10 protein-coding genes are annotated in these 14,455 nt (G+C 50.8%); 2 read left to right on the top strand and 8 right to left on the bottom strand.

The genetic code is table 11. The features are described from left to right. Nucleotides 1-14: 14 nt before the first annotated feature. The 3 genes from PsB1_RS01475 to PsB1_RS01485 are packed head-to-tail and all read right to left on the bottom strand — an operon-like array spanning nt 15 to nt 1,015. Nucleotides 15-356: a GIY-YIG nuclease family protein gene (locus tag PsB1_RS01475; RefSeq protein ID WP_284358601.1), complete on the bottom strand. Its 342-nt coding sequence runs from the start codon at nt 354-356 to the stop codon at nt 15-17. Further along, nucleotides 353-715, bottom strand: coding sequence for a HigA family addiction module antitoxin (locus PsB1_RS01480; protein WP_284358602.1), 363 nt, complete (start codon nt 713-715; stop codon nt 353-355). The genes PsB1_RS01475 and PsB1_RS01480 overlap by 4 nt, the downstream gene beginning before the upstream one ends. 9 nt (nt 716-724) lie before the next feature. Beyond that, the gene (locus tag PsB1_RS01485) at nt 725-1,015 is read right to left on the bottom strand and encodes a type II toxin-antitoxin system RelE/ParE family toxin (protein ID WP_284358603.1); all 291 of its coding nucleotides are present in this window, start codon (nt 1,013-1,015) and stop codon (nt 725-727) included. Nucleotides 1,016-1,510: 495 nt separating this feature from the next. Between PsB1_RS01485 and PsB1_RS01490 the strand changes: the two genes are divergently transcribed. Both PsB1_RS01490 and PsB1_RS01495 read left to right on the top strand, forming a co-directional pair. Then, on the top strand, nt 1,511-1,831 hold the full coding sequence (locus tag PsB1_RS01490; protein WP_284358604.1) for a hypothetical protein: 321 nt from the start codon (nt 1,511-1,513) through the stop codon (nt 1,829-1,831). After that, nucleotides 1,828-2,823 carry a hypothetical protein gene (locus PsB1_RS01495; protein ID WP_284358606.1) on the top strand — a complete coding sequence of 332 codons (996 nt, stop codon included), beginning with the start codon at nt 1,828-1,830 and terminating at the stop codon, nt 2,821-2,823. The genes PsB1_RS01490 and PsB1_RS01495 overlap by 4 nt, the downstream gene beginning before the upstream one ends. A 556-nt stretch (nt 2,824-3,379) precedes the next feature. On the opposite strand, the gene PsB1_RS01500 is transcribed toward PsB1_RS01495, so the two are convergent. From PsB1_RS01500 to rpoB, 5 genes are all read right to left on the bottom strand, one after another. Continuing rightward, nucleotides 3,380-3,745 (bottom strand): hypothetical protein, encoded by a 366-nt coding sequence (locus PsB1_RS01500; RefSeq protein ID WP_284358607.1) that lies wholly within the window; start codon nt 3,743-3,745, stop codon nt 3,380-3,382. Nucleotides 3,746-4,089: 344 nt separating this feature from the next. Then, nucleotides 4,090-4,677, bottom strand: coding sequence for a cell wall hydrolase (locus tag PsB1_RS01505; protein WP_284358608.1), 588 nt, complete (start codon nt 4,675-4,677; stop codon nt 4,090-4,092). A gap of 255 nt (nt 4,678-4,932) precedes the next feature. Then, nucleotides 4,933-5,802, bottom strand: a complete 870-nt coding sequence (locus PsB1_RS01510; RefSeq protein ID WP_284358609.1) for a carbonic anhydrase — start codon at nt 5,800-5,802, stop codon at nt 4,933-4,935. 158 nt (nt 5,803-5,960) lie between these two features. Further along, entirely contained in the window at nt 5,961-10,160 is a 4,200-nt protein-coding gene (gene rpoC / locus PsB1_RS01515) for a DNA-directed RNA polymerase subunit beta' (RefSeq protein WP_284358610.1), read from the bottom strand. A gap of 81 nt (nt 10,161-10,241) precedes the next feature. Beyond that, nucleotides 10,242-14,366, bottom strand: coding sequence for a DNA-directed RNA polymerase subunit beta (gene rpoB / locus PsB1_RS01520; RefSeq protein ID WP_284358611.1), 4,125 nt, complete (start codon nt 14,364-14,366; stop codon nt 10,242-10,244). Between the last annotated feature and the right edge of the window lie 89 nt (nt 14,367-14,455).

Raw genomic sequence — 14,455 nt, forward strand, 5'->3', positions numbered from 1 at the left:
ATGGACCGCGCGATTTAGACCAGGCGCGCTTCGAGATATTTTACATGAGCCTTGTTCAGATTATTCGCGGCTGACGTTACGAGCACAGCGGTTGTCCACCACTCACGTTTGGCATCATGAGACTTAATCCGGTCGCTGATATCTTCCGCCTCGCCGATATAGGCGCAGGGCTCTCCGTCTTTGTCACCCAAAAGCAGATAGACGCCCGTATAGCGGGCCTCTTTCCGGGCAAGTGCCTCGGCAATTTGGGTCCTAGGTGACATTATGACATGACCAGTCCAGTTAAAGACCTCAGCCGTCAGCATCCCGTCGGGCTTGCCGTCTACGAAATAAAGTTCCAGTGAGCGCCCCGTCATTCGCCCCTCCCTAAAACCAAAGCCCGCTGGGGATCACCTAGCTTGCCCACAAACGGCGCAACTTGGATCGTCCCTTCCCGGCTACGGGTCTGGGCAATGTCGAAGCTGTTTTGCATCCGCATCAAGGTATCCATCGACACGCCAAAGGCCTTTTCGATCCGCAATGCCATTTCCGGGGACAGATTAGCGCGCTCATTCAATAGCGCTGACAGCGCCGCTCGCGTCACGCCCAGCGCTTCGGCAGCCGCAGTGACCGACAGGCCCAGAGGCTCAATGATCTCGTGCTTCACAAAGCCGCCCGGATGGGCAGGGTTCTTTAAGCGGAAACCAGAAATCGCAGTCCCAGAAATCGCATTCATAGCCACCTCCTAGTGGTAATCCTCATAGTCCAGATCGATGATCTCAATCTCGTCTTGATCGATCCAAAACGTCATCCGCCAGTTCTTGGTCACAAAAAGGCTCCAAGTGCCCTTTCGATCGCCAGTCAATAGATGCGCCTTCCAACTCGGCACAGTCCGAAGCTCGTCCTCCCGCTCCATGTCTTGGAGGAAGGTCACCATGCGCCGGATCTTGGACACCACAGCAGGCTGAAGCCCGCTAGCGTCGTCGCTTTCAATGAAACGGTGCAATCCCTTATGGATCACGTTCCTGATTTTCATGCCTCAAGCTACCAAAAAGGACCGTATGGTGTCAAGCGACACGATACAGTCTTATGGCGATGGCAATGGCTTGTTGTGCACCTTGAGGTGCACCCTACTCTTGATAGATCCGCGGAAACCTGGGCGGCATGGCATGGTGAAATCAATTGAGGATTGGCTGTTTTCCAGCTTTTATCACGGGGGTATGTGAAGCGGATGGATGATTTCGATACACCTCGCAATCGATCTAAAATGGTGCATTCCGCACGGAATGCACCCTACTGCGCAAAGCGCAATGATATTTCAAGAAAAGGCTAACAGCGACCATCTCGGTTGACAAAATCGAGATGGTTCATGAAGCTGTTGCGAAACGGGGCAGATATGTTTTCGACGTACGCATTCAAAATCTTGAAACTGGCGCAGTGGGTGGATTTGCCATTCTACTGTCTTCAGAAATCTGCAACCACTACTACCTAAGCGATTTATCACGTGTAATTTATTTTGGAGCTTGGACGCATGACAAAGTTGAAGCGTGTAATTGTAGCACAGATTTTTATATTTTTGGGTGGATGGAGCACTGCCGCCCAAAGCGAAGCCACAGCTCCTTCCGAGAGCGGCGTAGTTCGCATTGCCAACCCAAGTGAAGGCTATACCTATTTTAACAAGCCCGGTGCGAATATCGATGACCACGAAGCAGAAGTTCGTTCATGCTTGCTTGACGCCAAAGTCGTCGTTTCATTCGATGAATTTATCGGTAACAATCAATCGCTGGTGGTATTTATAATGACGTCTGAACGGACCAAATCAGCGCGCCTCTCAGCCTTAAAAATTGCATGATTGTCCGCGGTTGGCGGGTGGTCGGGCTTCAAACCGAAGAAGGAAAAGCCCTATCCGTGGGACCGCAAGATAAGCTGAGGTCATTTTTGTTAGGACAGGTTGGGGCCGAGAAGCCCCAAGGTCAGATTGTTCGCATCTGGGGAAACGAAGCGCTTAACGCAACCCACAAGCGCTCGGAACTCGTGCCAAGATCCACAAATAATGGGCAATTGTCGCTTTTATACTTGGGCAAAATCACCGATTTGCTCTATCCGCCCACAAATTCGGTTATGGTCAATTATGGTGGTAAGTCAACCTTAGAAACGCTCGACCACACGGCAAGCATGGCCGAACGTTTAAAGTCTGCTCAACGATCCGATGCGGTACTCGCGCGGCCCTTGCAGACAACCGAAAATATCGAGGTTCCAGAAACTTTTGAAAAAAAGATTGGTCGTAATCTTGCGGTCGCAGATTTTGCCAACATACCCGACGGTTGGGGCTTGATCGTGATACGAATCGATGGATGGAGCCTCAAAAATGGGCTTAGTCTTGGGTTTGGTCCCTTCAGGGGGCCCAAGCTGCGATCAAAAAAAGGTGTCATTGTCAATGAAATTGATTTCCGGCGCGGCCCTCTAAGTAAAGGGGTTGGAAAAGATGGCTCTTGGCTGATCCGTGCAGTACCGCCGGGCGAATATCGACTAAGCCAAATGGACGTTATCCCGCTTAATTTTTGCTTGGGTTCTCCTGTCTTCAAGTTAGAGAAAGGCCAGATCCTATATGCTGGCACGTTCGACTTATCTGCAACAGCGATGGGTCCTGACTTGTCCATGGAGCCGGTACAAACGCTTTTGGTGGGAAGCCCATTTGCAGACAGAGTTCAGCCAGCATCCTATGTTAATGGCTCCACGGCCAATTGCTTGGGCGGCGTATCCATTTATGCCATTGAGTTTCCAGGTGCCCCTTTTCTCGAAGACTACGAATGGGGGTCAAAGGCCAAAAAGAGCCTTAAATAGGCACTTTTTAGGTTTATTCATTTCTGCCCGCTCATCATGCATCCTTTGTGCTTTGCTTGTGCCAAAACTAGGCAAAGGGCGGTGCCGCCCTGAACTGTGCTAATCATGCGTCACAACGACATGCTGACCATCATAGACTTCAAGATAAAGAAGGCCCATTCCTCAACTGAATTTCGGCCAAGAACTTATTCATCTTTTGCTATCCAATTGCCTTTCATCGACATCTCAAATACACTGATCTATTCAACATCCAAGCGCGCTCTAAACCAACTTTCATCTGCGTCAAACGCAGTAGCGGCAAGAACCTTAACTCGCACTAGATCGAGTACTGAGCTCAAACGCAACTATCTAGTTCTAAGAAGAGCACAATTTCACTATGCACGCCTTGAAGTGAAGTCAGGATCGGATCGTCTGGCTAATCCTTTGTCAATTGTACCTGCCTTGACAACTGTCACGGGTTGTCAACTTCTGCGATGTATGGCCGTTCTGCGGTAGTTCGAATGGGATCATGGAATTGAAGTGTCAGAATGCTTTTTCGCTTCCCATGCTTTATAGGTCATGGCTCATCTCGTGACGCGCCATTCCAACGTTTTAAGAAGGACAACCGATAAAAAGGAGGTAGCTGCACCCGTGCTGGCGAAGCCATAATTGGTGGTGAAGTTGCTGGCTTCTCCTTGCGGAACCAGAACACCCGTCCGGCAAAGCTCGCCGTGCAGCTGGCATAACCAGAGGCTTCTGTACCGATCCCAGCCCATTCGCGCCGGGCAGTTGATCCGGCTTGGACAACAAACTCACCATCACGTAGAAGTGCCTGCGCAGTGATGCCATGTTTGCGAAGATTGAGCTCGAAGCTCACGCTGGAGCTTTCGTCCGAGGAATTAGCTATAGCGGCGCGCAACATCCTGCGGCTGTTCAGGAACATGTCGATCCTGAGGGCCGGAAGGACCATCAAGAGGTACTCGAGAAAAGCCTCCATGTTCGCTTGCCAAACCTCGGACAGACTCGATCGCGCAGGCGTATTCCCTTTTCCAGTTTCACTTTTCCAATGGACCGCGCGATCTAGACCAGGCGCGCTTCGAGATAGTTCAAGTGGGCCTTATGAAGGTCATTCGCAGCTAAGCATACCAGCTCAAAGATTATCCACCCCTAGCTTTTGGTATAGGGCGACGGGATGCTTTCTTTATCCATTTGAGCCAAATCTTTCGTCATCGCGCGATTATAAGTCAGAAACGTGCGTCCCTGCGACCCTTAAGGCCGCAGGGAAATTTAGCGCACGATCTGGCGGTAAAACACATGCCCCCCTATCGCATTGACACGCAAATATACCCGTGACCAGTTGGGAGACACCATTAAAGCGTGAAAATGGGTTGCACCGGGTGCAATCCCTGGCCGCCAGCCATCCACGACGCGCTCTGCAATTTCATTGGCGCGCTGCCACTGAAGCCCCTTTGGCGTACGTTTAGTGCCGCAGGCCCATGAAAACTGACAAGATTGCCCACGACGCTGATAGACAACGCCGCAAAAGCTCTTTGGATATCCTTTTGAAGCCACCCGCGTTGCAACCACTTCAGCTACTGCTTCTTGGCCGCGACGGGGCTCACCCTTCGCTTCATAATACACTGCCTCAGCCAGACAACGAACCTGACGCGCACGATCAAGCTCGACCGTGTTGTGTTTGAGATTCGATGTACCCTGGGATTGGGTCGTGGTTATGTCGGCATCAACCTGGGCATTGGTCACCTCAGATTCTGCGTGAGCGACCGTGCTGAGGCATACGATCAAACACACAGTCCCTAAAACGGTCGCAGCATCACGCGCGAAGGTCTTAAGGAGGCCGGTCTGTCCCGACTTCATGAAGTTAACATATAGCCAAACAGCCTCAACCGCAAATTTTCTGCCTTGTCCGCATAGCCACATTTTCGTGATTGAGGCGGAAACATCCGTCCAAGGAGAAAATTTGCTAACAATTTTAGTAGCTTAAAAAGTCCTTGCAATTAAGCATAACGCCCATGCAATGGCCAAAATAGGCCTGTTTTTGGGGGAATAGAGGCGCGTTCTTTCCCGCAAAACTCATGATTATTTCGGCGGATAACCCGAATCAGAGGTAGACTAATCCCGCAAAACATAGCGCCTGTTAATCGGCTGAACTGGCCGGGCATTGGCAGGGAATAGGGCTTTGAAGCGGGCGACATCTTCTTGCGATACGAGGATGGGCGTTGAGAGCACGGTCCACAGAACGGTTTCAGAGCAAGGTGGCGTCGTAAGTGACCCTTGATAGCGATACATCCCATTGATTGGTGCGATCAGGCCCCTTTGCTCCACCGTACCAGCACTGACAGAACCTTCTTCCTTGGGGGCTTTGTCCATGATCGTGGTGAATAGGAGGTTTTCGCCGCCGGGCATCATCAAAACGCCGATTACGGCCAGCTTGCCTTCTGCATTTTTGTGCACGAAGTGGACTTCCATCGGGTAATTATGGCCATCAATGGTGTGTTCGGATGGGGTGTGGAAGTGAAATTGCAAGAGGTCGTAACGTTCCCCATCAATGGTGGCGTAGCCGCCGTCCTTGCCCTCAACCTGGATCGTATGGCCATTATTGACGACGTTCCAAGCACCAGGCTTCCAATGCAACGCAATATTGGAGATTTCAGCGTCCACCCCGCCAGTTAGATCAATCGGGGATTGTTCTTGGCCTGAAGCACATACCTTATTGGCTTCATTCAGACTGCCCCAGGCTTGCGGCCCCCCTGCCCCTTCATAACCCCAATGGGCGCCTTCTTTGCCGGGTATCAGCGCCGTAACGGCCGCTTTGACGCCTGCACCTGCGGGCTTATTGGATTGCGGCTCACTATGGCTATCTTTAGCGCCGTGCGCGGTTTCTGGCTTGGTTGGTGCCTCGCTCATCAAGGCTTTTGCTGTGCCCAGTCCTGCGACGCCAACAATGGCAATAATTCCGATACCGGCTAAGATACGCTTCATGACACAACCCTCACGCACATTATGGTCTCGATCAGCCTAGACGATAGTCCTTAAGTTTTCGTCACTTAGTTTGCATGGCCAAGGTTCTAGCGATGTGCACAAACAAAAACGGCCCCAAGTTGGCTTGGAGCCGTTATAGAGGTCAAAAAGGCTGGAAATTATTCCGCACCGAGATCTACAACATCCATGCCGGCGACATCGGTTGGCAAGGGTTCGAGTGCAACTTCTTGCTCAATCTCGGCATCCGCATCCTGATAGGCGGCGATCGCCTTCAAACGACGCAACGCACCACCCGTACCCGCAGGGATCAAGCGACCCACAATCACATTTTCCTTCAAGCCTTCCAGTGTATCATGCTTTCCATTAACCGCCGCATCGGTAAGAACGCGGGTGGTTTCTTGGAACGAAGCCGCTGAGATGAACGAACGCGTCTGCAAAGAAGCTTTGGTGATACCCAACAGGACGGGTTCTGCTGTTGCTTCGCGCAGACCTAATTCCTTCATGCGGGCATTTTCATCAAGCAGATCGATTTCATCAATCGCATCGCCCTTGATCATGTCCGTATCGCCTGGATCGGTGACTTCCACTTTCTGCAACATCTGGCGGACGATGGTTTCAATATGCTTGTCATTGATACCAACGCCTTGTAGACGATAGACTTTTTGTATTTCTTCAACCAGATATTCGGCCAATGCTTCAACTCCCAGAACCGCCAGAATATCTTGTGGTGCAGGGTTGCCATCCAATAGATACTCACCGCGCTTGATCCGGTCGCCATCTTGGACCGACAAATGCTTGCCTTTGGCGATCAGATAGGTTGCAGGTTCTAAGGTCTCATCATCGGGGATGATCAGCACTTTGCGCTTGTTCTTATAGTCCTTACCAAACTCAACCTTACCATCGATTTCAGCGATGATGGCATGATCCTTTGGACGGCGCGCTTCAAACAATTCAGCAACCCGTGGCAGACCACCGGTGATATCGCGGGTCTTAGCGCCCCCAGTCGCAACACGCGACAAGGTAGCCCCAGGTCCCACTTCTTCACCGTCCACCACCGACAAAATGGCATCGATTGGCAAAGTGTAGACAGCATCTGCCCCATTAGCCAATTTAGCGATCGAGCCGTCAGCTGCTAAAATAGCAATCGCAGGCTTTAAGTCATTATTGGCCTTAGACCCCCGCCAGTCGATCACGCGCTTAGAAGATATGCCTGTGGCATCGTCTAATTCATCGCGGGCCGAGATACCGTCAACCAGATCTTGCAAGCGAACTTTGCCGCCAACTTCGGTCACGATGGGGGTTGCGAACGGGTCCCAATCGGCCAGGCGTTGGCCACGTGAGACTTTTGCTTTGTCTTCTGCACGAATGCGCGCACCAAAAGGCAGCTTAAAGGATTGACGCTCTTTACCTTCACCATCCAAAACAGAAATCACCATGTTGCGGCTGAGGCAAACAAGATCGCCATCGTCGCGCTTGACCGTTGCGCGGTTCAAGAAACGCACCTTTCCATCAAGGCCTGCTTCCATAAAGCTGGTATCAGCCACTTGCGCCGCCCCACCAATATGGAAGGTCCGCATGGTCAACTGGGTGCCAGGCTCACCGATGGACTGGGCAGCAATAACACCAACTGCTTCGCCATGGTTGACGCGCGTTCCGCGGGCGAGATCACGCCCATAGCAGGTCGCACATACACCATTTCGGGTTTCGCAGGTCAGCGGTGAGCGCACTTTTATAGATTGAACACCCGCTTTATCAATGGCGATTGCAATATCTTCATCTACATAAGTGTCTTGTGGGAAAAGGATTTCGCCAGTTTGTGGATCAAAAGCGTCTTGGGCCAAGGTACGACCCAAAATGCGCTGTTCCAGCGACACGATGGTTTCAGCACCCTCAGTCACAGCGCGCAACTCAATACCCAAAGAGGTGCCGCAATCTTCTTCGGTGATGATGCAATCTTGCGCTACATCAACCAAACGACGGGTTAGATAACCAGAGTTAGCGGTTTTAAGCGCGGTATCGGCCAAGCCTTTACGCGCACCATGGGTGGAGTTGAAATATTCTTGAACAGTCAAGCCTTCTTTAAAGTTAGAGATGATCGGTGTTTCGATGATTTCACCCGATGGCTTAGCCATTAATCCGCGCATTCCGGCCAATTGCTTCATTTGGTTTTTAGAACCACGCGCCCCAGAATGGGCCATCATAAAGACGGAGTTCATTTCTAAGGTTTTGCCATCACGGCCTGGACGTAGTCGTGAAACTTCCTCCATCATAGCATCTGCCACGCGGTCGGTACATTTTGACCAAGCATCCACAACCTTATTGTATTTTTCACCTTTTGTGATCAGACCATCGGAATATTGTTGCTCATATTCCTCGACACTGGAGCGGGTGGCTTCGACCATGGCTTCTTTTTCTGGCGGTACAACCATATCGGCCATCCCGAACGAAATTCCTGCCTTACATGCTTCCTTGAAACCCAATTGCATCATCTTATCAGCGAAAATGACCGTAGCTTTCTGACCGCAGAAGCGGTAGACTTGGTCGATGATGTTGGATACCTCTTTTTTGGTCATTAATTGGCTGACAATGGTTGGTGGCACTTTAGGGTGACGTGGTAACAAATCAGCGATCATAAAGCGCCCTGGCGTGGTGTTGATGGTTTTTGTCAGAGGTTTTCCATCTTCATCTACGCCAACATATCGCGCCTTTATCTTGCTATGCAGGGTAATAATACCTTCATCTAAAGCGGTTTCGATTTCACCCAAATCGCCAAAGGCTTTGCCTTCACCGATTTCGCCATCCCGCTCAATCGACAAAAAGTAAAGACCCAACACGATATCCTGGCTTGGCACGATGATAGGCTTGCCGCTGGCAGGGCTTAAGATGTTATTAGTCGACATCATCAGCACGCGGGCTTCAAGCTGCGACTCTATCGACAAAGGCACGTGAACAGCCATTTGATCGCCATCAAAGTCAGCGTTAAATGCCGTACACACTAAAGGGTGCAGCTGGATCGCCTTGCCTTCGATCAGCTTGGGTTCAAACGCTTGAATGCCCAAACGGTGCAAGGTTGGCGCACGGTTGAGCATAACTGGGTGCTCACGAATTACCTCGTCGAGAATATCCCAAACTTCTGGACGCTCTTTTTCGACCAATTTTTTGGATTGCTTGACTGTGCTAGAAAGACCCTTAGCGTCCAAGCGCTGATAGATAAAGGGTTTGAACAGTTCCAAAGCCATCTTTTTAGGCAAACCACACTCATGGAGCTTCAACTCTGGACCCACGGTGATCACCGAACGACCCGAATAATCAACGCGCTTGCCGAGAAGGTTTTGACGGAAACGGCCTTGCTTGCCCTTCAACATGTCGGCGAGTGACTTTAAAGGACGCTTATTTGCGCCAGTGATCACGCGACCGCGACGGCCATTGTCGAACAGTGCGTCAACGGATTCTTGCAACATGCGCTTTTCATTGCGCACGATGATATCAGGTGCACGAAGCTCAATTAGGCGCTTCAAACGGTTGTTACGGTTGATCACGCGACGGTAGAGGTCGTTGAGATCCGACGTAGCAAAGCGGCCTCCATCCAAAGGCACCAATGGACGCAATTCTGGTGGTATGACCGGTATATTGGTCATAATCATCCATTCAGGGCGATTGCCTGAATGGATAAAGGCTTCGATTAACTTCAAACGTTTGGCGAGCTTCTTTGGCTTGAGCTCCGTCGTGCATTCAGAGATTTCAATGCGAATTTGCTTTGCAGTTTCTTCCAAATCGATGGCTTCCAACATGGTCCGCACGGCTTCTGCGCCAATGCCAACTGTGAAGCTGTCTTCACCATAGGTGTCTTGGGCTTCATAAAGCTCATTTTCATCGATTAATTGTCGCTCAGTGAAGGGTGTAATACCGGGCTCGATGACGATGTGGCGTTCAAAATAAAGTACCTTTTCAACGTCCTTTAGGGCCATATCGAGCATTAAGGAAATGCGCGATGGCAAGGATTTCAAAAACCAGATGTGAGCAACAGGAGCGGCTAATTCGATATGGCCCATGCGCTCACGGCGCACCCGTTGCAGCGTAACTTCGACGCCGCACTTTTCGCAAGTGACGCCCTTATATTTGATGCGCTTATACTTACCACATAAGCATTCATAATCCTTGATCGGCCCGAAGATGCGCGCGCAAAACAGGCCGTCGCGCTCTGGCTTAAATGTTCGATAATTGATGGTTTCAGGCTTTTTGACTTCGCCATAGGACCATGCCTTGATTTGATCAGGGCTGGCTAAGGCAATGCGGATATTGTCAAATTGCGGGGCAATGGCTTGTGGGCCAAAAATGTTCATCACGTCTTGATTCATAGAACCCAGTCTCCCGTTCTCGCGAAGAGAACAAAGCGGAGCGTGCAAACCACGCCCCGCAAACTCATTCAAAAATGTGGCTTATTTTTTCGGAGGCAGTTGACCGCCGGCTCCATCGCCGACCGCAGCACCTTGCCCCTCAACGAGCTCAACATTGAGACCTAAAGAACGCATTTCCTTGATCAAAACATTGAACGATTCAGGGATGCCGACTTCAAATGTATCATCCCCGCGCACGATGCTTTCATAGACTTTCGTCCGCCCAGCCACGTCATCGGATTTAACCGTGAGCATTTCTTGCAAGGTATAGGCCGCACCATAGGCTTCAAGAGCCCAAACTTCCATTTCCCCGAAGCGCTGACCACCAAACTGGGCTTTACCACCTAGCGGCTGCTGGGTCACAAGCGAGTATGGCCCAATCGAGCGTGCGTGGATCTTATCATCTACCAAGTGGTGCAGCTTGAGCATGTAGATATAGCCCACCGTGACTTTGCGCTTAAAGGCTTCCCCGGTGCGCCCGTCATACAAGGTGCTTTGCCCGGTTTCATCATTACCTGTCCGGCGCAACAACTCACGTATATCGCTTTCACGCGCACCGTCAAACACTGGGGTGGCGATGGGTACACCAAACGAGAGGTTACGACCCAGAATTTTCAGGTCTTCGTCGCTGGATGGCAATTCCTCATCCGGGCCGTAAATACCCTTCAATGTTTCTACAAACCGCGCTTGATCCCCTGCCCGCTCATAGGCTTCAAGCGCATCCTTGACTTGCTTGCCAAGGCCTGCACAGGCCCAACCCAAGTGGGTTTCAAGAATTTGGCCGACATTCATCCGCGAAGGCACGCCCAGTGGGTTCAACACGATATCCACATGGGTACCATCTTCCAAAAAGGGCATGTCTTCAATCGGCGTAATACGCGAAATCACACCCTTATTGCCGTGACGACCAGCCATTTTGTCGCCCGGTTGCAGCTTGCGCTTCACCGCAACGAAGACTTTGACCACTTTCATCACGCCTGGAGGCAATTCATCGCCACGACGTAACTTTTCTACCTTATCTTCAAAGCGGGTATCGAGGCTGCGTTTTGCATCTTGGAACAGCTTTTGAATGGCTTCGATTTCGCCCATGGCCGCTTCATCGCCAAGGGCTATCTGCCACCATTGACCCTTGGAGAAGTCGGCGAGGGTTTCTTCGCTGATTTGGCCTTTGTTGAAACCTTTGGGGCCGGAAAGACCTTCTCTCCCGATCAATAATTCCTTCAAGCGGCCATAAATATTGCGTTCAAGAATAGCCAGCTCATCGTCACGGTCCTTAGCCAAACGCTCAATTTCTTCGCGCTCAATCTGCATCGCGCGCTGGTCTTTATCCACCCCGTGGCGGTTAAAGACGCGCACTTCAACGACAGTACCTTGAACGCCAGGTGGCACTTTCAAGGAGGTATCGCGCACGTCAGAAGCCTTTTCACCAAAGATGGCGCGCAAGAGCTTTTCTTCTGGTGTCATCGGTGTCTCGCCCTTGGGCGTGACTTTACCGACAAGAATGTCGCCAGGATGGACTTCAGCTCCAATGGCCACAATGCCAGCTTCATCCAAATTACGTAGGCTTTCTTCGCCAACATTTGGAATATCGCGCGTGATTTCTTCTGGGCCCAATTTGGTATCGCGAGCTGAAATCTCAAACTCTTCCAAATGAATGGAGGTAAAAACATCATCGCGTACAATGCGTTCTGATATCAGGATTGAATCCTCAAAATTGTATCCGTTCCAAGGCATGAAGGCGACCAGAACATTCCTACCCAAAGCCAATTCCCCCAAATCAGTGGAGGGGCCATCGGCAATGATATCGCCATCGCGGACATAATCGCCAACCCGAACCAGCGGCCTCTGGTTAATACAGGTGTTTTGGTTGGAGCGTTGGAATTTGATCAAGCGATAAATATCAACACCTGGCTTAGTTGGATCCATCTCTTCGGTGGCACGTACGACAATCCGCGTCCCGTCAATCTGCTCCACAATGCCTGGACGACGCGCTACAATGGTGGCTCCAGAATCACGTGCCACCACACCTTCCATACCGGTGCCAACCAAAGGAGCTTCTGAACGAACTAAAGGAACAGCCTGACGTTGCATGTTAGAGCCCATCAAAGCCCGATTTGCATCATCATTTTCTAAGAATGGTATCAACGCAGCTGCAACCGAGACAACTTGTTTGGGCGAAACGTCAATAAACTCAATAAGATCACGGTGCAGTATCGTGGCATCGCCATTCTGTCGTGCTTCCACCAATTCTTCAGTGATAAACCCGGTTGCATCCACAGGTGAGTTGGCCTGCGCAATGGCATATTTGGCTTCTTCGACGGCAGAAAGATAAATCACTTCTTCTTGCATCTTACCTTCGATTACCCGACGATAGGGGCTTTCGATGAAGCCATATTTATTGACGCGCGCAAAGGTCGCCAAAGAATTAATCAAGCCAATATTGGGTCCTTCTGGTGTTTCAATAGGGCAGATACGGCCATAATGGGTTGGGTGCACATCACGGACTTCAAAGCCTGCGCGCTCACGGGTCAATCCACCTGGGCCTAAAGCCGATAGACGGCGCTTATGGGTGATTTCCGACAATGGATTGGTTTGATCCATAAATTGCGACAATTGCGAGGAACCAAAAAATTCGCGTACCGCAGCGGCTGCGGGCTTCGCATTGATCAAATCATGCGGCATCACCGTGTCGATATCGATCGAGCCCATACGTTCTTTGATTGCACGTTCCATCCGCAACAAACCGACGCGATATTGATTTTCCATCAATTCACCGACCGAGCGAACGCGGCGGTTACCCAGATTGTCGATGTCGTCTATGTCACCGCGGCCATCTCGCAGACCGACCAAAACCTTCAATACTTCGATAATGTCTTCCTTGCGCAACACCCGCATTTCGTCGTCAACATCAAGATCAAGACGCATGTTCATTTTAACGCGGCCAACGGCCGAGAGATCATAGCGCTCCTTGTCGAAGAACAAGGATTGGAACATGGCTTGCGCGGTTTCTTGTGTTGGTGGCTCACCTGGACGCATGACGCGGTAGATATCGGTCAATGCACTATCACGGCCATCATTCTTATCGAGCACGATGGTATTGCGGATCCAGGGGCCGACGGTCACATTATCAATGTCCAACACGTCGATTTCTGTTACACCCGCCTGACGCATTTCAACGATTTGCACATGGCTGAGCTCTTGGCCAGCCTCGGCATAGATTTCACCATTTTCTGCATTAGCAATATCAAAAGCGGCAAACCGACCTATTAATTGATCATCAGGCACCAAAAGGGTCTTCACCCCCTCTTCAGCCAGTTTATTAGCCCCGCGCGCCGACAATTTCTTCCCACCTTCAGCGACGACCTTGCCGGTTGCCGCATCGATTAGATCATAAGCGGGCTTTTGGCCGCGCCAACGTTCTGGCACAAAAGGAATGTTCCAGCCGCCTTCGGCTGCGGTGTAGGTAATGGTTTTATAAAAGGTAGATAGAATTTCTTCTGCATCCATGCCCAAGGCATACAAAATGGTGGTGGCTGGCAATTTACGTTTGCGGTCGATCCGCACATAGACAACATCCTTGGCGTCAAACTCAAAGTCGAGCCAGGAGCCGCGATATGGGATCACGCGCGCTGCAAATAACAGCTTGCCCGACGAATGGGTCTTGCCCTTGTCATGGTCGAAGAACACGCCCGGTGAACGGTGCATCTGGGAAACGATTACCCGCTCTGTCCCATTGACCACAAAGGTACCTTTGTCAGTCATCAAAGGAATGTCGCCCATATAGACGTCTTGTTCCTTTATATCTTTAACAGACTTAGCCCCCGTATCTTCATCCAATTCAAATGTTATCAGACGCAGCTTGACCTTCAAAGGAGCCGAATAAGTTAGATCGCGCTGAATACATTCATCCACATCAAACTTGGGGGGCTCAAACTCAAAAGACACATATTCGAGCACAGCGCGCTCTTGAAAATCCTTGATCGGAAACACCGACTTAAACACCGCCTCAATGCCATCGTCTCGGCGCAATTCCTGCGGCACGTCTTTTTGAAGGAAATGATCGTAAGAACTTTTTTGAACCTCAATCAGATTCGGCATCGTCACTGCCTCGGCAATTTTGCCGAATGATTTACGAATACGCTTCTTGCCTGTGAACGATTGAGCCATCGCTCTTCCCTTCTTGTGGTGCCGCGCGATCATCCAGCGGAGGCTGGGCGCAGTGGCTGCCGAATGATTGCCTGCTCGGGGAAAAGCCC

The organism is Candidatus Phycosocius spiralis (assembly GCF_030158815.1).
GTDB classification, from domain to species: Bacteria; Pseudomonadota; Alphaproteobacteria; order Caulobacterales; family Aquidulcibacteraceae; genus Aquidulcibacter; species Aquidulcibacter spiralis.

Coding starts and splice junctions, on each gene's coding strand:
- PsB1_RS01475 (WP_284358601.1), bottom strand. CDS start 356: ATGACGGGGCGCTCACTGGAACTTTATTTCGTAGACGGCAAGCCCGAC.
- PsB1_RS01480 (WP_284358602.1), bottom strand. CDS start 715: ATGAATGCGATTTCTGGGACTGCGATTTCTGGTTTCCGCTTAAAGAAC.
- PsB1_RS01485 (WP_284358603.1), bottom strand. CDS start 1,015: ATGAAAATCAGGAACGTGATCCATAAGGGATTGCACCGTTTCATTGAA.
- PsB1_RS01490 (WP_284358604.1), top strand. CDS start 1,511: ATGACAAAGTTGAAGCGTGTAATTGTAGCACAGATTTTTATATTTTTG.
- PsB1_RS01495 (WP_284358606.1), top strand. CDS start 1,828: ATGATTGTCCGCGGTTGGCGGGTGGTCGGGCTTCAAACCGAAGAAGGA.
- PsB1_RS01500 (WP_284358607.1), bottom strand. CDS start 3,745: ATGTTCCTGAACAGCCGCAGGATGTTGCGCGCCGCTATAGCTAATTCC.
- PsB1_RS01505 (WP_284358608.1), bottom strand. CDS start 4,677: ATGAAGTCGGGACAGACCGGCCTCCTTAAGACCTTCGCGCGTGATGCT.
- PsB1_RS01510 (WP_284358609.1), bottom strand. CDS start 5,802: ATGAAGCGTATCTTAGCCGGTATCGGAATTATTGCCATTGTTGGCGTC.
- rpoC (WP_284358610.1), bottom strand. CDS start 10,160: ATGAATCAAGACGTGATGAACATTTTTGGCCCACAAGCCATTGCCCCG.
- rpoB (WP_284358611.1), bottom strand. CDS start 14,366: ATGGCTCAATCGTTCACAGGCAAGAAGCGTATTCGTAAATCATTCGGC.